Origin of the sequence: Actinoplanes hulinensis, from assembly GCF_019429605.1 — a bacterium.
GTDB lineage: Bacteria > Actinomycetota > Actinomycetes > Mycobacteriales > Micromonosporaceae > Actinoplanes > Actinoplanes campanulatus.
The window spans coordinates 281,182-303,778 of the sequence record NZ_JAHXZI010000005.1; the positions used below are offsets into that span (position 1 = coordinate 281,182).

The 22,597-nt window shown below is 71.2% G+C and carries 18 protein-coding genes; 4 read left to right on the forward strand and 14 right to left on the reverse strand.

Annotated features, from left to right (window positions below):
* Window positions 1–660, reverse strand: coding sequence for an NAD(P)-dependent oxidoreductase (locus tag KZ829_RS11905; protein ID WP_220143905.1), 660 nt, complete (start codon window positions 658–660; stop codon window positions 1–3).
* Between the two features lie 63 nt (window positions 661–723).
* On the opposite strand from KZ829_RS11905, the gene KZ829_RS11910 reads away from it, so the two are divergent.
* Window positions 724–1,113 (forward strand): winged helix-turn-helix transcriptional regulator, encoded by a 390-nt coding sequence (locus tag KZ829_RS11910; RefSeq protein ID WP_308285443.1) that lies wholly within the window; start codon window positions 724–726, stop codon window positions 1,111–1,113.
* Here KZ829_RS11910 and KZ829_RS11915 read toward each other — a convergent pair.
* Window positions 1,074–2,429, reverse strand: coding sequence for a transaminase (locus KZ829_RS11915; protein ID WP_220143906.1), 1,356 nt, complete (start codon window positions 2,427–2,429; stop codon window positions 1,074–1,076). The two genes, KZ829_RS11910 and KZ829_RS11915, sit on opposite strands and share 40 nt — an antisense overlap.
* A 23-nt stretch (window positions 2,430–2,452) precedes the next feature.
* Window positions 2,453–7,183 (reverse strand): beta-propeller fold lactonase family protein, encoded by a 4,731-nt coding sequence (locus KZ829_RS11920; RefSeq protein ID WP_220143907.1) that lies wholly within the window; start codon window positions 7,181–7,183, stop codon window positions 2,453–2,455.
* 348 nt (window positions 7,184–7,531) lie between these two features.
* Here KZ829_RS11920 and KZ829_RS11925 point away from each other — a divergent pair, with 348 nt between their 5' ends.
* Entirely contained in the window at window positions 7,532–8,659 is a 1,128-nt protein-coding gene (locus KZ829_RS11925) for a hypothetical protein (RefSeq protein WP_220143908.1), read from the forward strand.
* Between the two features lie 673 nt (window positions 8,660–9,332).
* On the opposite strand, the gene KZ829_RS11930 is transcribed toward KZ829_RS11925, so the two are convergent.
* Entirely contained in the window at window positions 9,333–10,364 is a 1,032-nt protein-coding gene (locus KZ829_RS11930) for a helix-hairpin-helix domain-containing protein (protein WP_220143909.1), read from the reverse strand.
* A gap of 169 nt (window positions 10,365–10,533) precedes the next feature.
* Window positions 10,534–11,901 (reverse strand): APC family permease, encoded by a 1,368-nt coding sequence (locus KZ829_RS11935; RefSeq protein WP_220143910.1) that lies wholly within the window; start codon window positions 11,899–11,901, stop codon window positions 10,534–10,536.
* 58 nt (window positions 11,902–11,959) lie between these two features.
* On the opposite strand from KZ829_RS11935, the gene KZ829_RS11940 reads away from it, so the two are divergent.
* The gene (locus tag KZ829_RS11940) at window positions 11,960–12,376 is read left to right on the forward strand and encodes a universal stress protein (RefSeq protein WP_220143911.1); all 417 of its coding nucleotides are present in this window, start codon (window positions 11,960–11,962) and stop codon (window positions 12,374–12,376) included.
* Window positions 12,377–12,401: 25 nt separating this feature from the next.
* Here KZ829_RS11940 and KZ829_RS11945 read toward each other — a convergent pair whose 3' ends face one another.
* From KZ829_RS11945 to KZ829_RS11985, 9 genes are all read right to left on the reverse strand, one after another.
* The gene (locus KZ829_RS11945; protein ID WP_220143912.1) at window positions 12,402–14,258 is read right to left on the reverse strand and encodes a pectate lyase-like domain-containing protein; all 1,857 of its coding nucleotides are present in this window, start codon (window positions 14,256–14,258) and stop codon (window positions 12,402–12,404) included.
* Window positions 14,259–14,428: 170 nt separating this feature from the next.
* Window positions 14,429–15,169, reverse strand: coding sequence for a class F sortase (locus tag KZ829_RS11950; protein WP_308285444.1), 741 nt, complete (start codon window positions 15,167–15,169; stop codon window positions 14,429–14,431).
* A 7-nt stretch (window positions 15,170–15,176) separates the two neighbouring features.
* Entirely contained in the window at window positions 15,177–15,746 is a 570-nt protein-coding gene (locus KZ829_RS11955; RefSeq protein ID WP_220143913.1) for a hypothetical protein, read from the reverse strand.
* A 164-nt stretch (window positions 15,747–15,910) separates the two neighbouring features.
* On the reverse strand, window positions 15,911–16,396 hold the full coding sequence (locus KZ829_RS11960; RefSeq protein ID WP_220143914.1) for a DUF2510 domain-containing protein: 486 nt from the start codon (window positions 16,394–16,396) through the stop codon (window positions 15,911–15,913).
* Window positions 16,397–16,553: 157 nt separating this feature from the next.
* Window positions 16,554–18,062 (reverse strand): M28 family metallopeptidase, encoded by a 1,509-nt coding sequence (locus tag KZ829_RS11965; RefSeq protein WP_220143915.1) that lies wholly within the window; start codon window positions 18,060–18,062, stop codon window positions 16,554–16,556.
* A 113-nt stretch (window positions 18,063–18,175) separates the two neighbouring features.
* Window positions 18,176–18,952, reverse strand: a complete 777-nt coding sequence (locus tag KZ829_RS11970; protein WP_220143916.1) for an ABC transporter ATP-binding protein — start codon at window positions 18,950–18,952, stop codon at window positions 18,176–18,178.
* Between the two features lie 13 nt (window positions 18,953–18,965).
* The gene (locus KZ829_RS11975) at window positions 18,966–19,739 is read right to left on the reverse strand and encodes an ABC transporter permease (RefSeq protein ID WP_220143917.1); all 774 of its coding nucleotides are present in this window, start codon (window positions 19,737–19,739) and stop codon (window positions 18,966–18,968) included.
* Between the two features lie 58 nt (window positions 19,740–19,797).
* Entirely contained in the window at window positions 19,798–20,601 is an 804-nt protein-coding gene (locus tag KZ829_RS11980; protein WP_220143918.1) for an ABC transporter permease, read from the reverse strand.
* Window positions 20,598–21,560, reverse strand: a complete 963-nt coding sequence (locus tag KZ829_RS11985) for an ABC transporter substrate-binding protein (RefSeq protein ID WP_220143919.1) — start codon at window positions 21,558–21,560, stop codon at window positions 20,598–20,600. Before KZ829_RS11985 ends, KZ829_RS11980 begins: the two co-directional genes overlap by 4 nt.
* Before the next feature lie 100 nt (window positions 21,561–21,660).
* Between KZ829_RS11985 and KZ829_RS11990 the strand changes: the two genes are divergently transcribed.
* Window positions 21,661–22,446 (forward strand): IclR family transcriptional regulator domain-containing protein, encoded by a 786-nt coding sequence (locus KZ829_RS11990; RefSeq protein ID WP_246635453.1) that lies wholly within the window; start codon window positions 21,661–21,663, stop codon window positions 22,444–22,446.
* Window positions 22,447–22,597 lie beyond the last annotated feature (151 nt).

Consider the following 22,597-nt stretch of genomic DNA (forward strand, 5'->3'; position numbering starts at 1 on the left):
TCAGTCGAAGATCGAGATCCGGGTGCGGTGGTGGCGGGGGTTCTCGATCTCGTCGAGGGTCGCCACCGCCAGGTCGGCGTAGGAGAGGGTCGCACCGGTCGCGGTCTCGCCGCCGGTGCGGTAGCGGCCGGTCCTCGGGGCCGCGGCGTCCAATTGGGCCGGTGGGGTGAGCATCAGCCAGTCGACCGGGGTGTCCGCGGCACGGAGGTGTTCCAGGCCGGCGGTGTGGGCGAGGGCGAACGGGCGGAACTCGGCGGGCAGGACGGCCGGATCGTCGAGGAGCAGGCCGCCGTCGGCGGCGCGCAGGTTGACGAACAGGCCGATCAGGACGAGACGCGGCACGCCCGCCGCGGCCAGGCCGGTGAGCAGGGCGTCGTCGGCGGTGACGAACCACTTCTCGTCCAGGTGGCCGAGAGCCGCCAGTTCCTCGGGGCCGGAGGCGGGGGAGACCGCGTTGACCACGGCGTCGTGGCCGCGGACGAGGTCGGCGATGGCGGCGGCGTCCTGGACGTCGCCCTGGACGACACGGTCGGCGCTGAGCGAGGGGTGGCGGGCCGGGTCGCGGACGACCCCGGTCACCCGGTGGCCGCGGCTGCGCGCCTCGGCGGTCACGGCGTGGCCCGCCCGGCCGCCTGCTCCGAAGATGACGATGCTGGTCATGGCGCGGACGGTAATCGACGGGGGTCTGGTTACCGCAACGAAACCGGCAGTACGGTGGGCTTCGTGACGACCGAGTTGAAGCCGGACATGTTCGCTCCCGAGTGCCCCACCCGGCAGGTGCCGATGCGGATCGGTGACAAGTGGACGGCGATGATCGTGCTCTGTCTGGAGGACGGGCCGCGCCGGTTCGGCGAGCTGCTCGTGCCGTTGTCGGCGATCACGAAGAAGGTGCTGGCCGAGACGCTGCGGGCGATGGAACGCGACGGCCTGGTGACACGCACCGAGTTCCCGGCGAACCCGCCGCACGTGGAGTACGCGCTCACCCCGCTCGGCCGCAGCCTGCTGACCCTGATCGACGCGGCCCGCGGCTGGTGCGCGGAGCACCTTCCGGAGCTGACCGAGGCGCGCCGGGCCTACACCAGCTCCTTCAGCGCCGCGTCGAAGATCTCGTGATGCCGGGCCACGTCGGCGGGCGTGGTCTGCGGGCACATGAGAGCCATGTTGTGGAACGGTGTGAGCAGCACACCCCGGTTGGCCAGGTAGACGTGCAGGAAGTCCTCCAGTTCGGCGTCCGCGCCACGGGCTGACTCGGTGCCGTTGCGCGGGGCCGGGCTCGCGAAACGGTACTCGACCCGGGCGCCGAGCCGGCTCACCGACCAGGGCAGCCCGTACCCCTCGATGATCTTCACCAGGCCGTCGGCGAACGCCGTCGCGGTCTCGATCATCCCGGCGAACGCGGCTTCGGTGAGCACCTCGCCCAGGGTGGCGCGGGTCGCGGCCATCGACACCGGGTTGCCGGCCAGCGTGCCGCCCACCCCACCCATGTCCACCAGGTCCAGATCGTCCCTCCCGCTGAGCGTTCCGGCCAGCTCCGCGCTCAATCCGTACGCCCCGACGGGCACCCCGCCGCCGATCGCCTTCCCGATCGTCACCACGTCCGGCTCCAGTCCCCAGTACGCGGTCGCCCCGCCCGGCCCGGCCGAGAACGTGTGCGTCTCGTCGTTGATCAGGTAGGTGCCGTACCGGCGGGTCAGCTCCCGCACCCCGGCCAGGTAGCCGTCCTCCGGCAGCACGATCCCGATGTTCGTGAGCGCCGGCTCCATCAGCACCGCGGCCACGTCGCCGTACGCCAGCTCCCGCTCCAGCCCCGCCAGATCGTTGAACTCGGCGACCCGGCTGGTCATCGTGACGTCCACCGGCGCGCCCACGTTGCCCTCCCGGGAGACGCCCCGCCCGTCCGGGCCCACCACGATCAGCGACTCGTCCACGGAACCGTGGTAGCAGTAGCTGTTCACCAGGATCTTCGACCGGCCGGTGACCGCGCGCAGCAGCCGGATCGCCCACCGGTTGGCGTCCGTGGCGGTCAGCGCGAAACTCCAGGCCGGCAGCCCGAAACGGCGGGCGAGTTCGGCGCCGGCGGCCGCGGCGTCCTCGGTCGGCATCATGGTGGCCAGGCCGTTGCGGAGACGCGCGGTGACCGCGGCGACCACCGGCTCGGGGGAGTGGCCGGCCATCGCGCCGGTGTCGCCGAGAGCGAAGTCGACGAACTCGTTGCCGTCCACGTCGGTGATCCGGTTACCGCGCGCCCTGTCCAGATAGATCGGAAAATTTCCGGCGGCCTTGTTCATCCAGGTCATCGGCACCCGTCCGAACAGGTGGCCGGCGTTCGCATAGGCGTTCTTCGAGCCGGGGTGCCGGTCGGCGAAAGTGGCCCGCTCCCTTTTCGTGAGCGTAGCCAGGCGGGCGCGGGAGATGGAATCCGTCGACATGGCGCGACGCTACCAGCGAATCGTTACTCCTCCGAGACTCTCAGCACGGTTACCGTCTTTCCTCGGCCGTCCGTCACGTACAGCCGCTTGCCGTCCGGTGACAGCGCGTTGACCCGCGGACTGTCCCCGACCCCGACCGTCGACACCACCCTGCCCGACGACAGATCGATCACCGAGAGGTTGTCGGACCCCTCGTTCACGACGTAGGCGTGCCGGCTGTCCCCGGAGACCATCACGGCCTGCGGTTCCCGGCCCACCGCCACCTTGTGGATCAGCCGCTGGTCGCCGGTGTCGTAGATCTCCACGGTGTCCAGGTCGTAGTTCGTCGCCACCAGCCGCTTCCCGTCCGGGGTGACGGCCAGCGCGTGCGGCGACTTGCCCACCTTGAAGTTCTTCCGCACCAGCCGGTCCGCCACGCTCACCACCGAGATCTGGCTCGACTCGTGGTTGGCGGTGAAGGCGGTCTGCCCGTCCGGCGTGAACACGATCCAGTGCGGGTTCGGCGGCACCGAGATCCGCGCCGCCTCGGTCAGCGTCCTGTCGTCGTAGATCTCCACCCGGGCCCCGTTGTGGATCGGCACCCAGACCTTCCCGTCCGGCGCCACCGCCGGCTCGAACGGCCGCGGTCCGGTCCGGATCGTCTTGACCAGGGTCCTGTTCGCCGTGTCGATCACCGCGAGCCCGTTGCCGGTGAAGTCGTTCTCGAACAGCGACACATACAGCCGGCCGCCGTCCGCCGACAACGCCAGGAACCGCGGCGTGTTCGGCACCTTCACCACACCGACCTGCTTCGACCGCACGTCGACGAAGTGCACGTCCTTCGAGTCCTGATCGGCCACGTAGAGCGTCCGGTTGTCCGGCGCGACCGCCACACCCTCCGGCTCGCGCCCCAGCCTGATCTGCTCCAGCACCACCGGCTTCGCCAGACTCGGGGGCGCGGCCGGCTGCTGCGTCCCGGCGGGCTCGGTCGCCGGCCCGGTCGGCGCGGCGCCGGCGGTCTGCCCGGGCGCGCTCTGCGTCGGGGCCGGGTTCTGCGAGGCGGCTTCCGGCTCATCGTCCTTCAGGACGAACCGCACTCCGGCGTACGTGGCGCCGGCCAGCAGAAGCAGCGCCACCAGAACCCCCGCCACCAGAGCCAGGCGTTTCCGCGGCGGCTTACCCCCTTCTTCACCGTACGGAGCGGAGCCCCCGAATCCCGATCCGTCCTCGTAGGTCACCCGCGGCGGACCGCTGGAACCGCCGCCGGCCTGCCCGTATCCACCGGCACCCGGCCCGCCGGCTTGCCCGTATCCACCGGCATCCGGCCCGCCGGTCTGCCCGTAGGTGGCCGAACCCGGTCCGCCGGCCGGGCCGTAGCCGGTGCCGGCCTGTCCACCCGGATAGCCGGCGCCATAGGTGCCGGTCGGCTGGTCGTCCGGATGTGCCGTTCCCGGGGCCTGAGCTGTCCCGGGTTGCGCCTGGGCCCACGGGTCGGCCGCCGGTTGGACCTGTGCCCACGGGTCGGCCCCGGGTTGCGCCTGTCCCCACGGGTCGGACCCCGGCCAGGCGGTCGCCGGCGAGGTCGGCCACCCGTGTGGCTGATGCTCCCCGAACCCCCGAGCGGCACCCGCCTCCGCGAACCCACCGTGCTCCGCGGCCGACTCGCCCGGCGCGGACGGAACCAGCCAGGGCCCGTTCTCCTCAGCCGGTTGCCGTTGAGCCGGAATCGAGACCCCGTTCCCGGACGTCCGCCCCGGCCACGGCCCGGCCGGCCCCGCCGAACTCTCCTCCACCGGACCGGGGTTCCCGTCATCGGCCGAACCGGGTTCCGGCTCGTCCGCGCCACGCTCATCGAGATCGGGGGATGTTTCCTCCCGAGCGCTTCCGTCCCCGCCACCCGCGTTCACGCCGGAATCCGCACTCGCTTCGCGCGGCTGCGTTCCCTCTGCGGCCGCTGCTGCCGCAGCACCCGCCGCGACAGCGCCCGCAGCACCCGCCGCGTCGGTGGCAGTCGAGCCCTGGCCAGGTTTCCGTCCCGCCGACGGCCAGAGGCCGTCCGGATCGGACTGTGAACCCCACGAACTGCCCGGTACCGGCCACCCTCCGCCATTCACGGCCGCGGGTTGCCCGGTCCGGTCGACCGCGCTGCTCGCCGCCACGCCTGATGCGGGCGTTTCCGAGGCGGCATCCGGCTCCGAACCGGCGGACCGTGCCGCATCCGGGCTCTCCGCAGCAGTCGTCGCGCCGGTCGCGTTCACGTCCGGCAGCACTCCAGCCGGGCTGTCGGCGGCCGCCTCCTCAGCGACGGAGACCTCCGCCTGTCCGCCGTCCGGTCCGGAGGTGTCATCGGAAGCCGTCGCCGGGCCGGTGGTGTCCAGCCCGGCTTCCGTGCCGGTGGTGTCCAGCCCGGCTTCCGTGCCGGTGGTCGCCTCCGGTTCCTGGGGAACGGCCGGTGCGTCCGCTGCCGTTACCGGGAACGAACCATGTACCGTCGCCCTCGGCGCGACCAGGGGTTCGTCACCCGAAGGCCCGGACGATTCGGTCTCCGGGACGGCCTCTTCGGACTCGCCACCGCGAGCGTCCGATTGCTCCACAGCCGAAGTGTCGCTGCTCGTTCCCGCTGCGGAGGCCACCGGAGACTCATCGACGGGCCTGGCCGTGTCCTCGACCGGGGCCGCTTCGCTGACACCTGCGTCAATCGAGTCGCTGTGCCCTTCTTCCCCGCGGCCGTCGGACACCGAGCCGCCGACGGACGGCCAAGCCGCCTGCTCCGCGGCGTCACTCTCCCGCGCGGCGGCGTCACTCACCTGCTCGGCAGGGTCACTCACCTGCTCAGCGCCGGAACTCTCCAGCGCCGCCGATTCGCCGGTAGCTGTCCGGGCAGCCTGAGTCCCGGGGCCATCCGGCTGCCCGGCTGCGGGAACGGTGGAACGACTCGACGACGGTGGCCCACTGGTGGGTGCCCACGGCGAGGTCCACGCCGCGGTGCGTGAACCGTCCGAGCCCGGGACCTCACGGGGGGAGGCCTGCGGTGACGCGTCAGCAGGCAGCCCCGAAGACGCCGGCCCCGACAGTGGGCCCTCGGCCGGTGGCGGGGTGCTCCGAACCGGCGGGCCGCTCGTGGGCGACCACGCCGGCGACCCGGAGGTCGGCGCCCATCCGGGGGATCCGGCTGACGGCGGGACCGCTTCGGCCGTACCGGAAGAGGGTTTGGGTGATGTGTTCTCTGACCCGGCGGATGCCGGCGCCGAAGCGGAGGACGGCCATGCGGCCGGTGATCCGGCGTCCTCGGGCGCGCCGCCCGGCTGAGCGGGTGGTGCCGCCTCCCCGGGCGCCGTTGCGGGGTCCGGGGTCTGCCAGGGCTGATTCCGGGCTTCGCCGGGCCAGGCCGTCTCGCCCGGCCACGCCTCCTCGGGCGTCGGCGCCTCGCCCGGCCAGGCCGCCTCCCACGCGGGCGCCGGGCTACCCGATGCCGGTGGCACGAAGCCGCCGCCCGAAGGCGATGTGTGCGGCCCGGCGCCGGATGAGGGCGCGGGAGAAACGGAGTTCGGGCCGACGCCGGAATTAGGTGTGGAACTGATCGCCGGCGACCCGGGTGGGGAGACGCCACCCGCGGCCGGAGCGCCGCTCGTGGCCGGAGCGCCGCTCGTGGGCGGGGTGCCGGGTGGCGCGGCGGGCAGGGCCGCCTGCCCGCCGTTCCCTCCGGGTGCCGGGACCCAACCGCCGGTGGCCACGTCGAAGTCCGCGGCGACCTCACCGGTCACGGTGAGCCGGGCGGATCCGGCCGGGCCGTCGAGGGTGACCGCCCCGTCGAGCCGGCCGACCGTGGGGAACCAGGAGACCCGCAGCACGTTCCCTTCGAGACGGGCGTGCAGGCCCTCGGCATCGCTGGACACCGCCGACGCGGCGGCCAGCGGCGGGCCCTGTACGGCGACGCCGGCGGCGAGCTGGCGGGTTCCGGGGGCGACCCGGCCGAAGTCGACGGCCGGTTCGGCGAGGCGGACCGAGGTGCGGCGGAGCGCGGCCGACGCCGCGGCCGCGACCCGGCCCTCGCCGGTGGCGAGCCGCTGCAACGACGAGCGGGCCTCGACGGCGCGGGACAGGTCCTCGCCGGCGGCCGCGACCGCGAGCTGGGCGATCTGTGCCATCTGGTCGCTGCCCTGGCGGCGGATCCGGGCCAGGTACGGCTGCCGCCCCGACCCGAACACCCACTGCCGCACACTGGGGTCCCGTTCGCGCAGGTGGTCGTGGAGTTCGCCGATGCCGATCCAGCCGTCCCGGTCGCGGTCGGCGGCGCCGGTGACGACGCCGTCGGCGATGAGCCCGGCGAAGGTGGGGGGTTCGGGCCGGGCGGTGGTGGCGATGACGACGCGGCTCTGCCACTCGGCGGCCCGGGCCGCGCGGAAGTGGTGCCCGGCGTCCACCGGACTCCCGGTACGCCCGTCGAGCATCACCACGGCCTGCCCGGCGCGGCTCCGCTGCATGAGGACGGCCATCTGCGCCACGTCGATCGCGGTGTCGGTGGGCCGGCCCATCACCGTGTCGGCGGTGGCCAGGTAGAGCCCACCGCCGGGCCCGGTCAGCATGACGCCGCGGAAGTACACGAGGACGCAGTCGTCCTGCTCCCGGCCGTCGAATATCGACTTCACCCGGGAGTACGCCTCGCGCGCCCCGGGATCTCGCAAATACGTCACGTCGAACCCGCCGAGCGCCGGCTCCCCGAGCACGTCCACGAACGCCGGAACATCTGCCGACGGCACCGAGAACCTGCGCAACACGGGATCGTCGTGCTGCTCGACGCTAACCACTACTGCAAGTCGTCGCCCGCTCATCGAATGCATCACCCGTCATCCATGGTGCGACGACGAGGCGCGACACGAAACCCCGAGTTGATTACGAACGGCGTCCATCCGGCGACACCGCGTTGTTGATCTAGCCGTGCCGCGGTCGTCCGGGCCACTCCGCGACGGGTGTCCGCATGGCGATCTACCAGCGATGATGTTGCCGAATCGCCGGACTCGAACAGAGGTGGAAGGTCGTCGATCCATCGTGCGCCGCGGAGTGTGCCGAAGTCACGGCGAATTCCCGGATTTCACCGGATCCGGTGGTTCTACCATGATCGGATGTCTGATCTGTCCGGTGCCTTCGGGTTGCGCTCCGTGACGTCGCCGACCGTCGAGGTCGATTTCGGGGCCGGTCCACAGACGATGATCGCCTCGATGGCCGTACTCGATCTGATGAATCGCGTGCCCACCGAGGGCCCGGTCGACTTCGCCGCGCTGGACGCCTTCCCACAGGCCAGGAACATTCTCTGGTCCGGCGCCGACCGGGGTCTCGCCGAGGCGCTCCGCACCCGCCCCCGGATCCGCTTCCTCGAGTGGCGCGATCCGGTCGGCCACATCGATCTCGCCGGCACCGCCGTCGGCACCCTGCGCCTGCACGGCTGCGGCGGCCTGCACGGCCTTCGCCTGCCCGCCATGGAGACCCTGCTGCTCGCGGGCCCGTCACCCGCACTGCGGGTCGATCTTCCCGATGCGGGGTACGACGTGAGCCTGCGCTGGTTCCCCGCCGAGCCGGGCGTGCGGCTTCCCGACGGCCTTCACCGGGTGCGGGACCTCTGGCTCCGGGTGGGCGCCGGGGTGTCCGCCTCGGTGCTGTCCGGCCTCACCGAGCTGGCGGAGCTCCGGCTCGACTTCGACGACCCGCCGGGCAAGTTGGAGGATCCGCACCTGCTGGCCGCCTGCTCCCGTCTGCGTACCATCTCGCTGTCCGGCGCCTACGCCCTCGGCCCGGACGATCTACCCGATCTTCCGGAGTTGCGCCGCCTCGAGCTGCACGGGATCCGCCGCGGAGTGGCGAGGGCGCTGCGCGACCGCTACCGGGGGAGCGGTGTCCAGGTGCATGTGCGGGGCGACGTCTCCGACGCCTGGCTGGCCCGCCACCTCGGCAACCCGTTCCGGGACTGGGTGGAGGACTCGGAGGCGGCCGCCGAGGAGGCCGGCTTCGCCTATGCGCGGGCGCTCGCGGCCGCCGAGGGGATCACCCCGTCGACGCCGGATCGTCTCCCGCGGGCCGAGCGCGCGCTGCGCCGGTTCGTCGCCGATTTCAACGGCATGGATCAACGGTACGGCGTGATCGACACCGCCGAACGGGAACAGGTCTGGGACGCCTACCGCGGCCTGGCCGCCCGGTTCCACGTACCGGTGGACGAGGAGCCGTCCGAGTGGTTCGACGACGGCCGGCAGTTCTGACCGGGTAACCGCCTCGGGTTCCGCCGCCCTGCCGGCAACTCGGCGGGCCGCTCCCGGCCGGATGTCGGTCAGCCAATGTTGGGCGGTGGTGGCGGGCGGTGGTGGGCCGCGACCTTTCGTTGCGGGATTCGAGGTGTTCTGGAGCCTGTCTCTTGGTCATGGGTGGGCGCGATGTCGAGTCGCGCACTCGGATGGCTGCGGCGTCATCCCGACTCGCCGGCGATCTTGGGTTCAGGCACCACAGGCACCAAGATCGACCGGTGACGGCGAGCGACACCGCCGACCGAGTTTCACCCACCTCGGACGGCCTGCCAAGGCCATGAATTTCTTGGGTGATCGTAGTTCCGGGCCGATCTTGATTCCTGGTCGCCATCCGGCGGTAGATCATCACCCATGATCTATTTCACCTGGAAGAACTTGGGTTATCGGATACATCCGGACGGCCATGATCGCTCAAGATCGCACCGCTCGGCAACGAATACCCAAGATTCACATTGACGCTCGCGGACGGCTTGAACAGTCGGCGGGGACCGGCCGAATCTCGCGGCGAAGGTGGGGGAATACCCGAACAGGCGACTTGGCGCCGAGGCCAGGCGACAACCGAGAAAGAGACTCCCGGGCGACGGGCGACGGGCGACGGGCGTGCCCCGGCGTGGGGCACGCCCGTGTCCGCTCAGCTCTTGGCGCCGACCAGGTCGCGGGCCTTCTCCGGCCAGGAGGCGAGGCTCGCCGAACCGCGCATGCCGGCCGCGTTGATCGCCTGCTTGAGGCTGTCCACGTCGGAGTCGGCCAGCTTCGCGTAGGTGGTGATGCCGGCCGCGGCGAGCGCGACGGCCACCTTCGGGCCGATGCCCGCGATCTTCGTGAGGTCGTCCCGCGCGTCGACCGGGGCGGGCGTGGCCGCCAGGTCGGGCTCCTCGGTGATGACGGCCTGCACCGGAATGACCGGCTCAGGCGAGACGACCGGCTCGGGGGCCACTACCGGCTCGGGCGCGACTACCGGCTCCGGGGCAACCACCGGCTCCGGGGCGACGACCGGCTCGGGCGCGACGACCGGCTCCGGGGCGGGCGCGGGCTCAGCGGCGGCAACCGGCTCGGCGACGGGCTCCGGGGCGGCGATGGGCTCGGGCTCGGCGGCGACCGGCTCGGCGGCGGCGACCGGCTCGGCGGCGGCGGCCGGCTCGGCGGCGGCGACCGGTTCCGGCTCGGCGATGGGCTCGGTGACCGGCTCGGTCTCCACGATGGTGACCGGCTCGGTCTCGGTGAGAGCGACCGGCTCGGGCTCCGCGATGACGACCGTCTCGGGCTCGTCGACGGCGACGGGCTCGGCGGGCTCGGTCTCAGCGACGGCCACGGTCTCCTCGTCGGCGGCCTTCTCGGCCACCGGCTCGGCGGCCACCGGCTCGGCCGGGGTCTCGGGCTCGACGGCGGGCGCCGCCTCGGTCTCGGGCTCGGCGGCGACGGGCTCGGCGATGAGCTCGTCGGCGGGCGAGGTCACGGGAGACGGCTCGGTGTCGGTGTCGGCCTGCGTCGCGACGACCGCGGGCGCGACCGCGGCGGCCTCGGCCGAGGTCGACGGGGCCGAGGTCGACGGGGCCGAGGTCGACGGGGCCGGGGCGGCGGCGCCGGAGCGGCGGCCCCGGATCAGCCAGCCGGCTATCACGCCGATCACGAGCCCGGCAACAAAGTAGAGGAATGATGCCATATCGGGCCTCCGGACAGGAGAGGAGGATGCATGTGGTAGCGGGCAGCTTCGCACATCGCCTCAAGCTGCCACGACGAGGGTGTCGACCAGCGTCGAACACCCGTCACCTGCGATGCCCCAGGATTTCCGTCGGGTTACGCCGATCGGGCGAACCGGTCCGGTCACCCGATCAGGTACGCGATACTGCGCCCGGAACGAACCGGTTCGTCGCATACGTGATGGCCCACAGCACCACCCCGATGAGCAGCAGCACCCCGGCCACCCGGTAGTCCGCCCCGGCCCGCCCGGAGAGTGGACTGGCCAGGAAGGCGCAGGCGACCGCACCGAGCACCGGGATGACCGTCGGCGCCCGGAAGTGATCGTGGTCGACCCGGTCCCGCCGCAGCACCAGACAGGCCACGTTGACGACGGTGAAGACGCAGAGCAACAGTAGCGCCGTGGTGCCGCCGAGGGCGGCCAGATCGGCGAACCAGATCAGCCCGAACGCGATGAGCGTGGTGAACACGATTCCCACCCAGGGCGTACGGCGACGGCGGTGCACCCGGCCCAGCACTCTCGGCAGGACCCGCTCGTTCGCCATCCCGTACAGCAGCCGGCTGGCCATCATCATGTTGATCAGCGCCGAGTTGGCCACCGCGAACATGGTGATGAACGCGAACACCCACAGCGGGAACCCGGGCGCCCCGGCCTGCACCACCTTGAGCAGCGGCGTGTCGCCGGAGCCGAGGTCGGCGGGCGCCACCAGCGCGACCGCCGAGATCGCCACCAGCACGTAGATGACCCCGGTGACACAGAGGCCGGTGAGCATGACGCGCGGGAAGATGCGGACCGGGTCCCGGGTCTCCTCGGCCATGTTGACCGAGTCCTCGAAGCCGACCATCGCGAAGAAGGCCAGCGCCGTCCCGGCGGTCACGGACAGCCACACGCTCTCCCCGGGCGGGGTGTTGAACTCGGTGAGCCGGGACAGGTCGCCGTTGCCGCCTCCGAGCGCCCACGCGCCGACCCCGATGACGATCAGCAGGCCGGTGAGCTCTACACAGGTGAGCACCACGTTCGCCTTGACGCTCTCCCCGACGCCCCGGAAGTTGATCAGGCCGACCAGGGTGATGAAGCCGAGCGCGACGGCGGTGAGCACGAACCCGTCGCCGAGGGACAGGTCGAACGCCTTGCCGAAGTTCCCGGCGAACGCCTTGGACGCGCTGGACGCCGAGGTCAGCCCGGAGCACATCACCGCGAAGGTGACCATGAAGGTCAGGAAGTGCACCCCGAACGCCTTGTGCGTGTAGAGCGCCGCGCCGGCGGCCCGTGGGTACTTCGTGACCAGCTCCAGATAGCTGAACGCGGTGAGCAGCGCGACCACGAACGCCAGCAGGAACGGCAGCCACACCGCGCCGCCGACCTCGTTGGCCACCTTGCCGGTCAGCGCGTACACGCCGGTGCCGAGGATGTCCCCGACCACGAACAGCAGCAGAAGTGCCGGGCCGATGACCCGGTTGAGGGTGGGCTGCTCAGACCCGGGCGCGGTCACATCCGCCATGAGTGCTCCCTGCGAAGGTCCACTGCGGATAAGTGACGTTACCCGTACCTTGGGTGACATGCATATCGTGCTTGCCGCAAATCCCCAGGCCGAGCAGCCGTGGGTGACCGACGCCGTCGCCGATCTGGTCCGGCAGACGGGCGCGTCGGTCACGGTGCTCGCGGTGGACGAGCTGGAGAGCGAGTATCTCTCGCCGATGCCGCGCAGCGTCTACACCGAGCGGGCCGAGCATGCCGCGGAGGCCGCGGTCCGGCGGTTGGCCGAGGCCGGGATCGAGGCTTCGCGTACGGTCCTGCCGGGCCGCGCCGCGGAGCAGATCATCCGGTTCGCGAGCGATCAGAAGGCCGACCTGATCGTGCTCGGTTCGAGCGTGCGCCCGGTGGTGGCGCAGCGGCTGCTGGGGAGCGTGCCGCTGACCCTGATCGAGAAGGCGGGCCGCCCGGTGCTGGTGGTCACCCGCCCCGTGAAAGGGTGACCACCAGACCCTGGTTCGCGAAGGGTTACGGGACCGCGGGGTAGTCCGCCACGAAGACCGGCTGACCGACCTTGGTGGTGTCCGCGGCCTCGCCGACGCCGTTGACCACGTGGTCGATGATGCCGGCGCTCAGGTTGACGGTCATGATGTGGTGCAGCTTCACGCCGGGGGTCTGCGGCACCTCGAACCCGTTCTCGGTGTGGATCGACGGGTTGTTCTGGTTGAAGACGTAGACGCCCGCGCCGTACAGCTGATGGGTCTTGACCTTGGCTCCGACCTTGTAACCGGCGTAGCCCTCGACCGATCCGTTCATCCAGTCGGCCTGGGTGGGCGGGTCGTACGGAAGCTCGTTCTGGTAGAGGACGGTGGTGCCGCGCTCGCCGTTCCAGACGGTGTTGTACTTCTGGAAGTGCTCGACGAACAGGCCGGTCGCGGTCACGTCGTCGCCGTTGATGACGGCGCCGTAGCGGCCGGTGTTGGTCTTCCAGCGGTCGGTGTCGCCGTTCACGCCGTTGGTGAAGCCCTCGACGCCGTGGTCGCCGCGCCACACCCAGGTGTGGTCGATCAGCACGTCGTCGCTGTTGACCTCGAGCGCGATGTTGGTCTTGCCGATGTGCGGTCCGCCGACCCGGAAGTAGACGTCGTTCAGCGTGGTCGGGTTGGCCGCCGAGCTGAAGCCGAGGCCGTGCTTCTGGCCGACGCGCAGCAGGACCGGCGACTCCTTGGTGCCGGCGTCGATGGTGACACCGGCGATGATCGCGCCGGGCACGTTCGCGACGTCGAGCGGGACGGAGCCGTTGACCGCGGTCAGCGTGGCGTGGCCGAGGCCGAGGACCACGGTGTTCGGGCGGCGCACCTCGATGCTGCGGGCGATGTCGTAGACGCCCGGGGTGAGCAGCAGGTGCTTGCCGAGCGCCAGCGCCACGTTGATCTTGGTGACCGAGTCACCCGGCTTCGCGACGTAGAAGTCGGAGAGCGGGATGGTACGGCCGGAGGCGTCGTCCCAGGAGGTGCCGGCCGTGTTGCGCTTGGCGGCGGGCACGCGTACCTGGTACTTGCCCTTGGCGTCGACGAACAGGAACGGCTTCTCCCGGCTGACCGGGGTGGTGTCGAGGGTGGTGTAGGGCGGGTTCGGGAAGGCCGCGTCGTCGGGCGCGCCGGTCACCCCGGCGAAGACCTGGTTCCAGACGGCGTTGGACCAGTTCTCCACCTCGCTGTTGCGGGTGAGCCACTGCTGCTGGGAGCCGTTGACGGTGTTCGGCAGCTTCGAGTTGGCGATGAAGCCGCCGCTGGCGTATTGCGGGCCGGCGGTGCAGTAGTCCATCAGCGACAGGGTGCCGCCGGTGAACTGGGTCCGGCGCAGCGAGACGGCCTGGGAGACGGCCCAGAAGTTGGCGGTCTGCCGGCAGCCGTCCTGGCCCGCCCCGTTGATGTTGACGGTCAGGTTGGACAGGGTGCGCCAGAAGTTGACCAGCGCGATGCAGTTGGGGTTGGCCGGGTCCGAGCCGAGGCAGCGGTTGTACGCCTCCACCTTGCCGTTGATCACCACATCGCCCGGGTTCGCCCCGAGGCCGGTGATCTCCGTGTAGTAGCCGACCTTGATCTGGAGCGGCTGCTCGGCGGTGCCGTACGTGCCCGGCTTGAACAGGTACGCGTACCGGGCCGTACCCATCTCGTTGTCGACCTGCTTGGCGTAGGTGGCGTCCAGGGTGGCCTGGATGTCGCCGACCGGCATGCTGGGGTCGAAGACGGTGACGTTGGAGCCGAAGCCCGGAGTGCCGGAGCCGTGCGCCGACGCCGGTGAGCCCGGCATGGCGGCGAGTGAGAGCCCGAGAGCGAGGGCACCCACTGCGGCGCGGCGGAACGGGCGGATTCTCGTCATGCGGAGGGGTTCCTTCCGAAACAAGATCGCAATGATGCCCGTCACAGAAACAACCCTCGATCGCCTGTGTCAAGGGAAGCTCTCCGGCATGCGGCCCTAACCGGGGCAAGACGGTCAGGTTCCGGAACCAAACTGACCGAAAAGCCGGTCGGAACCGCTCCCGGAAGCGGTTACGAGATGGCCTCCGCGAAGACGACGATGTTGCTCCGGTAGCTGCCCCGGCCACGGTCGAAGACGCCGCCACAGGTGATCAGGCGCAGCCCGGGACGATCCAGCGGGGCGTACACCTGGTCGCTCGGAAAATCCCGCTTCGGATAGGTGGCCACCTTCGTCACGGTGAAACGGGCTACGGTGCCGTCGGTACGGCGTACCGCGACGGGGTCGCCCGGCCGCGCCTCACCCAGCCGGTGAAAGACCGCGGGCCCGTCCCGCGCCGAGTCCACGTGCCCGGCCAGCACCGACGCGCCCACCTCGCCCGGCGTGGGGGAGTGGCGGTACCAGCCGGCCGGGGCGTCGCCGCGCAGCGGCGGCACCTCGAGCGTCCCGTCGTCCCGGAGCCCGAGCGTCATCAGCCCGGTGTCCACACCGATCGACGGGATCTCCAGGCGCACCGGCACGGACCGCTGCATCCCCCGCCCGCCGACCGGCTTCTTCCCGCCGCCCGCCGGCTCCTTCTCCGGCCCGCCGCCCGCCGCGTGCTTCCCCTTCCCACCGCCGGCCGCTTCCCTCTCTTTCTCACCGCCTGCCGCCGAGCCGGACGGCGTGAGGGAAGCACCGACGGCCTCAGCCGCGAGGGACGGTGGTACCGGTCCGGTGTCCTCGGTGCGCAGGCCGAGCGTGGCGGTCGCGGTTCCGAGCATCGCCAGCACGGCGGCGAAGGCCGCCGCGCGGCGGTCATGGACGCGGGGCACGCCGCGCCTATCGGTGGTTCGGGCGCCGCATGCTGTACGCCCCAGCACCGGCCGCCGCGATCATCAGGAACAGACCCGTCACCAGCAGCGTGAGGCGCCGCCCGCCGACCAGCCCGCCGCCTCCGGTGTCCACGCCGCCGGAGGGTGTCGGCTGTGGAGTGCCACCGGGCGCATCGGTGCCCGGGGGCGGTTCGGTCGTGCCGGGTGGCTGGGTCGTGCCGGGCGGTTCTGTTGTGCCGGGCGGTTCGGCCGTGCCGGACGCACCGGAACCCGGTGGCACTGATCCGTTTCCGCCACCGGAAGGCCCGGGGTCCACGCCGCCCGGCTGCGAGCCGCCCGGGTTCGGCCCACCGGGGTTGGACGCGCCCGGATCCGGAGAGCCGGACGGCGGCGCGCCCGGGCCGGACGACGCCGGCCCGGCGGCGGGCGGCTGGTCGTCCTCCCGGCTGTCGCAGTACGCCAGCACGGAGAAGAGCAGAATCAGCGCGAGCAGCAGCCCGGCGCCGATCGCGACGGCCCGGTTGTTCTGCAACGGGCTCGGCCGGCGGTGTGCCGGATAGCTGCTGGGGTCGGACATGCGGTCCTTCCGGGGACGGCCGGGGTGGGCGCCACGCTAGTGGTCCTCTTCCCCGTTCCGCAGCTTTCTATCCGTGATCGGTCACTTCGGACGGTCCCGGTGCGCCCAGCCCCGCCCGGCACGAGCAGCACGGCGCGGCGCTGTCCGAGGCTGTCCGGTGCGGATCAGAGCAGAAGGAGGTACGCGGCGAGCGTCAGCACCACCACGGCGACCACGGCGACGGCCGCGGGCAGGGCCACCCGGCGCAGTTCCCGGCCGGAGGGGCCGGACGGGCCGTGCGGCGGCTCCGGCAGGGTGTGGCCGGGTTTCCCGGAGACCGCGTCGACCGGCTGCATGGTGTACGGCACGGCCGGCACCTCGGGATGCGGCGCGGGCGAGGCCGGCCGGGAGTCGGAGAGCAGCGGCAGCCCACCCTGCCGCGCGGAGGCCGGCTGGGCGGCGTGGAGCGGCGCGTTCTCCGGATCGCCGGTGTTGACCGTGTGCTGCCCGGGGGCCGCGGGCCCGGTCGGCGGCACCGGCGGGAAGAAGCCGTTCGGTGGTGGCGTCGGAGGGCCGCCCGGCTGGATGTGATCGGTCCACTTCCCGCCGTCCCACCAGCGCTGGGCCGGTAGACCGCTCGGATCGGCATACCATCCGGCGGGCTGCGACATGGGCGTGCTCCCTTCTCTGACCGGGGACGAGGGCTGGTCCTCCCGATCGGCCGGAGACACCCGGGTCTGAAGGGTTCGCGCCCGCCGGGCTTGACCGGCGGGCGGGTGACGAGGGGTTCCCGCCCGCCGGGGCTGACCGGCGGACGGGTGACCCGGCTCAGGAGCGGGTGATGAGCAGGTTGTCGACGGCGGCCTCGACGAGGGAGGCGGTGCCCGCGTCGGCGGCCTCCACCCGGATGCGGACGGTCTGCCCGGCGTACGAGGACAGGTTGGCGGTCGCCGTGGTCCAGGCCGCCGCCTTGTTCGTGGCGCTCGCCGTCTGGCTGAGCACGGTCGTCGTGGTGGTCCCGGAGACGACCTGCACACGCAGGTAGTCGGCGCTCGTCGCGTTGTTGAGGTGGGCCAGGTACCAGGACAGGCTCAGCGTCAGCGTGCCGGTGGGCAGCGTGATCTGCGGGGAGACGATGCTGGTGACGCCCCCGTCGAGGTCGTTGGCCCCGGCGCTGGATCCCGCGGTGGCCCCGGTGATCAGGGCGTAGCTGCCGCCGGCCGCCGCGTCGAGCTGGGTGGCCACGCCGGAGCTGCTGGTGGCGGCCGGGTTGCCACGTTCCAGCAGACCCGAGGTGGCGGTGTTGCCCGTGCCGGCGGCCCAGCCGGTAGCGGTCTCCAGGCCGTCGGACCAGACGGTGGTCCCGGGCGGCGGTTCGGTTCCGCCGCCGTCGGCGAGGGTCCAGACGGAGTACGCGATGGCGTCGCTGTTGCGGTCCAGCGCCGTGTCGTTGATGTTCGACGAAGTGTCGCAGGAGGCGTGGTAGCAGGGGTCGAAGCGGGTGGCGGTGCCGCCCCAGAGCTGGACCTGCGCGGAGGTCTTGGTGCCCTCGGCCCCGGTGAAGATGCCGCCGGCCGGGATGCCGTTGGCGATGAACGGGCCGTAGTCGCTGCGGCCGTCGAAGTCGGTGCCCCGGGTCGGCACCCCGATCGAGGTGAAGTAGGCGGCCAGGGTGGCCTCGATCTGCGCCGAGCCGGCCGGGCCGGGACCGGAGCCGGTGCCGTCGGAGTTGTCGCCGTCGTAGAGGAAGTAGCCGGGGTTCGGCGAGCCGATCATGTCGAAGTTCAGGTAGCCGGTGATCGCCGACCGCTGTGCGCTGGTGAGCGAGTTGACGTACGCCGTCGATCCTCGCAGGCCCAGCTCCTCCGCGCCCCACCAGGCGAAACGCAGATGCCGGTCCGGCTGGAAGTTGGACCGGGAGACCTGGAGGGCGACCTCGAGGATGCCCGCCGAGCCGGACCCGTTGTCGTTGATGCCGGGGCCGGCCGTGACGCTGTCCAGGTGCCCGCCGACCATCAGCGTGTCGCTGGTGTCACCGCCCGGCCAGTCGGCGATCAGGTTGTAGCCGGTCGCCCCGTTGTACGTGAACGACTGCTGGGTGGTGGTGAACCCAGCCGCGTCGAGCAGGTTCTTCACGTAGGTGACCGAGGCCAGGTAGCCGGGGCGGCCGTGCGCCCGGTTGCCGCCGTTGGCGGTCGCGATGCTCTGGAACTGGCTGAGGTGCGCCTTCACGTTGGCGACCGCGATGTTCGGCGCGGCGGCGGCCTGGGCGGGGGTGGCTACAGCGACGCCGGCCAATAGCAGGACGGCGGCGCCGACGAAGGGTGTTGCTCGCACGAGATCTCCTCTGCGGGCTCAGGAATCTGGGGTGGCCCGAGCATCGCAGAGGAGAACGCCCGGACCCCCATATCAATCGATACCTATCAGGGGCCCGGGCGTCCGGTGTGGAGTTACTGCACGGCGTTGCGCTTGGCGGCCTGGATCTGCTCGTAGACCCGGGTACGCAGTTGGATGAACCGGGGGTCGGCCCGGGTCGTCAGCTGGTCCCGGTGCTCGGGCAGGTCGATGGCCAGCTCCTCCTGCACCACGGTCGGCGAGGTGGAGAGCATCACCACCCGCTGTCCGAGGTAGACCGACTCGTCGATGTCGTGGGTCACGAACAGGATGGTCACGCCCAGGCGCTTCCACAGCTGGCGGACCAGGTCCTCCAGGTCGGCGCGGGTCTGCGCGTCGACGGCCGCGAACGGCTCGTCCATGAGCAGCGTCTGCGGCTCGTACGCGACCGCGCGGGCGATCGCGACGCGCTGCTGCATGCCGCCGGACAACTGCCACGGGTACGCCCCGGCTGTGCCCGTCAGTCCCACCGCGTCCAGTGACTGCTCGACCAACTGCTTGCGCCGGGCCCGGCCGACTCCTTTCTGTTTGAGCGGCAGCTCCACGTTGTCGCGCACGCTCATCCAGGGGAACAGGCTGCGCCCGTACTCCTGGAACACCACGGCCATGCCCTTCGGCGGCCCGTCGACCTTCTGGCCGTTGACGCGGACGTCCCCGGCGGTCGGATCGAGCAGGCCGGAGATGCAGCGCAGCAGGGTGGTCTTGCCGCAGCCGGACGGGCCGACCAGGCAGACCAGTTCGCCGTTGTCCACGGTGAACGTCAGGTCGCGGAGCGCCTCCACCTCCCGGCTTCCGGACCGGTAAACCTTCCGCAGTCCCTTCACTTCGAGCATCGTCGCTCCTCCCTCAGCTCTGGCGCTGCGCCGCGCGCAGGCCCTCGTACCATCGCAACGCCCGCCGCTCGGCGAGCCGGAACAGCAGCGACAGCACGAAGCCGAGCAGGCCGAGCAGGATGATCCCGCTCCACATCTCGGGGATCGCGAAGCTGCGCTGGAACTGCACGATGGTGAAGCCGAGGCCGTTGCTGGCCGCGAACATCTCGCTGATCACCATCAGGATGATCGCGATGGACAGCGCCTGGCGCAGTCCGGCCGCGATCTGCGGGCCCGCCGACGGCAGGATCACCTTGGTGATGCGGGCGACGCCGTTCACCCCGTACGAGCGTGCGGTCTCCAGCACCACGCTGTCCACCGCACGGACGCCCTCCACCGTGTTGAGCAGGATCGGCCAGATGCACCCGAAGACGATGACGATCACCTTCATGGCGTCGCCGATGCCGGCGAACAGCATGATGACCGGCACCAGCACCGGCGGCGGGATGGCCCGGAAGAACTCCAGGACCGGTTCCACCGTGGCGCGCAGGCGCCGGTTCATGCCGATCGCGACGCCGGCGCCGATGCCGATCAGGGCGGCCAGCAGGTACCCGGCGAACAGGCGCAGCAGGCTGGGCACCACGTCGGCCCGCAGCCGGTCGAGGCTCCAGGTGTCCCCGAAGGCGACCAGGATCTTCTCCAGCGGCGGCGAGTAGAAGCTCTCGCTGCCGGCGCTGAGGAAATACCAGCCGGCGAACAGGATCAACGGCAGCGCGACGGCGAGCAGGATCCTCTTCACGACGTTCATCACGCTGAGCCTCCCCGGGCATGCCCTCGCGGCCCTTGCTTCGCTGTGGTGCACTCGGTCATGCCGTCACCTCTCCCCGCACGGACTGGTGCCAGGCGAGCAGGCGGCGCTCGCCGGTACGAGCCAGCAGGTTGATGATCACGCCGAGCACGCCGGTGACGACGATCAGGGCGTACATGGTGGGAACGGCCTCGGAGGCCTGTGCCACGGCGATCTCCTTGCCCAGGCCGGGCGAGCCGATGACCAGCTCGGCCGTGATCGCCAGGACCAGCGCCACCGAGGCGGCCAGCCGGACACCGGTGAAGACGTACGGCAGGGCGGTCGGCCAGAGCACGTGCCGGATCCGGCCCCACGCGGAGAACCGGAAGCTGCGGGCGGTCTCGAAGGCGACCGGGTCGACGTCGGCCACTCCGTACAGGACCTGGACCAGGACCTGCCAGAAGGCGGCGTAGCAGACCAGCAGAAGGGTGGAGCCGAGCTCGGTGCCGTACATCAGCACGGCGAGCGGGATCAGGGCCACCGACGGGATCGGGCGCAGGAACTCGATCGTCGAGGCGGTCAGTGACCGCAGCACCGGGATCGACCCGATAACGATGCCGGCGAGCACGGCGGCGCCGACCGCGATCGCCAGGCCGGCGGACCAGGCGATCAGGGTGTCGGTGAGCGCCGTCCAGAACGCGGGGGTGCCGGCCTCCTCGGCCAGCGCGGCCGCGATCCGGCTGGCCGGCGGCAGGTACCGCTCGTCGACCAGGCCGAGCCGCGGCGCCAGCTCTATGACGAGAAGCAACCCGGCCAGTCCGGCGGCACCCAGGAGGGCGGTGCTGCCGGACCGGGCCGGGTTGCCACGACGTGGGGACGTCACGGGAGGAGCTTCTCCAGGTCCGGGGTGCCGGTGAAGATGCCGTCCTCGGCGCCCAGGGTGGCGAGGGTCTGCACCGACGGCTCGTTGATCTGGGTCGGCCACTTCGGCAGCACCAGCGAGGAACGGAGCTTCTCGTCGATCTTGGTGTAGGTGCCGAGCACGGTGCGGACCTCGTCCGGGTGCGCGTCGGCGTAGGTCAGCGACTCGTTGATCGCCTCGGTGAAGCGCTTGACCAGGTCGGCGTCCTTCTCGATGAGCGCGGTCGAGGCGAAGTACGCGGCCACCGTCAGGTTCGGCGCGGTGTCCACGAACGTCGAGGCGATCTCGCGGCCACCCGCCGCCTTGATGGTGGACAGCTGCGGCTCGACCACCCACGCGGCGTCGACCTGACCGTCCTGGAGGGCGGCCGGCATGTTCGGGAACGGCATCTCGACGAAGTTCAGGTTCTTCTTGTCGCCGCCGTCCTTGCGGACCGACTCGCGGGTCACGGTGTCACCGATGTTCTTCAGGGTGTTCACCGAGATCTTCTTGCCGACCAGGTCCTTGGCGGTCTTGATCGGGCTGTCGCCCTTGACCACGACGGCGCCGAAGTCCTTGCCCGCCTCACCCGTCGACGCGACGCCCGCCGCGATCGCCTTGATCGGCACGCTCTTGGTCTGGGCGATCAGCAGCGAGGTGAAGTTCGAGAAGCCGAACTGGAACTGGCCGCTGACCACACCGGGGACGATCGCCGCGCCGCCCTGACCGGCTTCCAGGGTGAGCTCGATGTTCCGGCTCTTGAAGAAGCCCTTCTCCTTGCCGAGGAAGATCGGGGCCACGTCGACGATCGGGATGACACCGACCTTGACCTGGTCGACGCCGCCCGCGTCGGTGGTGTCGCCCGAGTCGTTGGAGGTGCCGCAGGCAGCGAGGGCGCCGGCGAGGACGGCCGCCGTCAGCCCTGCGAGAAGTCGCCGCATATTTACTCCTTCGAAATGTGTGCGCATGACGAACGTGAGTTCTCATAGAGAACGCTATGATGTGCCCCGTGTCACGTCAACGACTCGGGTCGATCATCTGATGCCGCGCGAACCGTACTACGTTCAATCGCTGGAGCGGGGGCTCGCGGTCATACGTGCGTTCGATGCCCGGAACCCGGAACTCACGCTCAGTGACGTGGCTCGGGCCTGTGGTCTCACCCGCGCGGCCGCCCGCCGATTCCTGCTCACCCTCACCGATCTCGGGTACGTACGCACCGACGGCCGACTGTTTTCGCTGGCCCCGCGAATCCTGGAACTCGGCTACTCGTACCTTTCCAGCCTCTCGCTGCCGGAGGTCGCCGAGCCCCATCTGGAGCGTCTGGTGGCCGAGGTCCGGGAGTCGTCCTCCATGTCGGTGCTCGACGGTGACGACATCGTCTATGTCGCCCGTGTCCCGACAAGTAGGATCATGCGGGTCGCCATCAACGTGGGTACCCGATTTCCGGCATACGCGACGTCGATGGGCCGGGTCATGCTGGCCGCCCTGTCGGAGCCGGAGCTCGACGCATACCTCGCCCGGGTCAAGCTGGAGCGGCTCACCGACCGCACCATCTGCACCCCCGACACGCTGCGCGCCGAGCTGCGGCAGGTTCACCTCCAGGGCCACTCGATCGTCGATCAGGAGCTCGAGGAGGGGCTGCGGGCCATCGCGGCGCCGATCCGGGACCGCACCGGCGCCGCCACCGGGGCGGTGAACGTCTCGGTGCACGCGGCCCGGGCCACCGTCGACGAGATCCGCGAGCGGCTCCTGCCGCCGCTGCTCGCGGCCACCGCCGCCATCGAGGCGGACCTGCGGGTCGCGGCGCCGCGGCGGACCATCGCCTGAACCCGGTCAGACCGCCAGGGCGACGGCCGCGCGCGACCTCATCAACCCTGGCCTTCGGCCATCTCCATCACTCTAAAGCCTGATCTATCTCGTTTCAGAGCCTCTCATTCAGACATTGGCGATAAGTCCGATATACGATCACGGCTGCGAT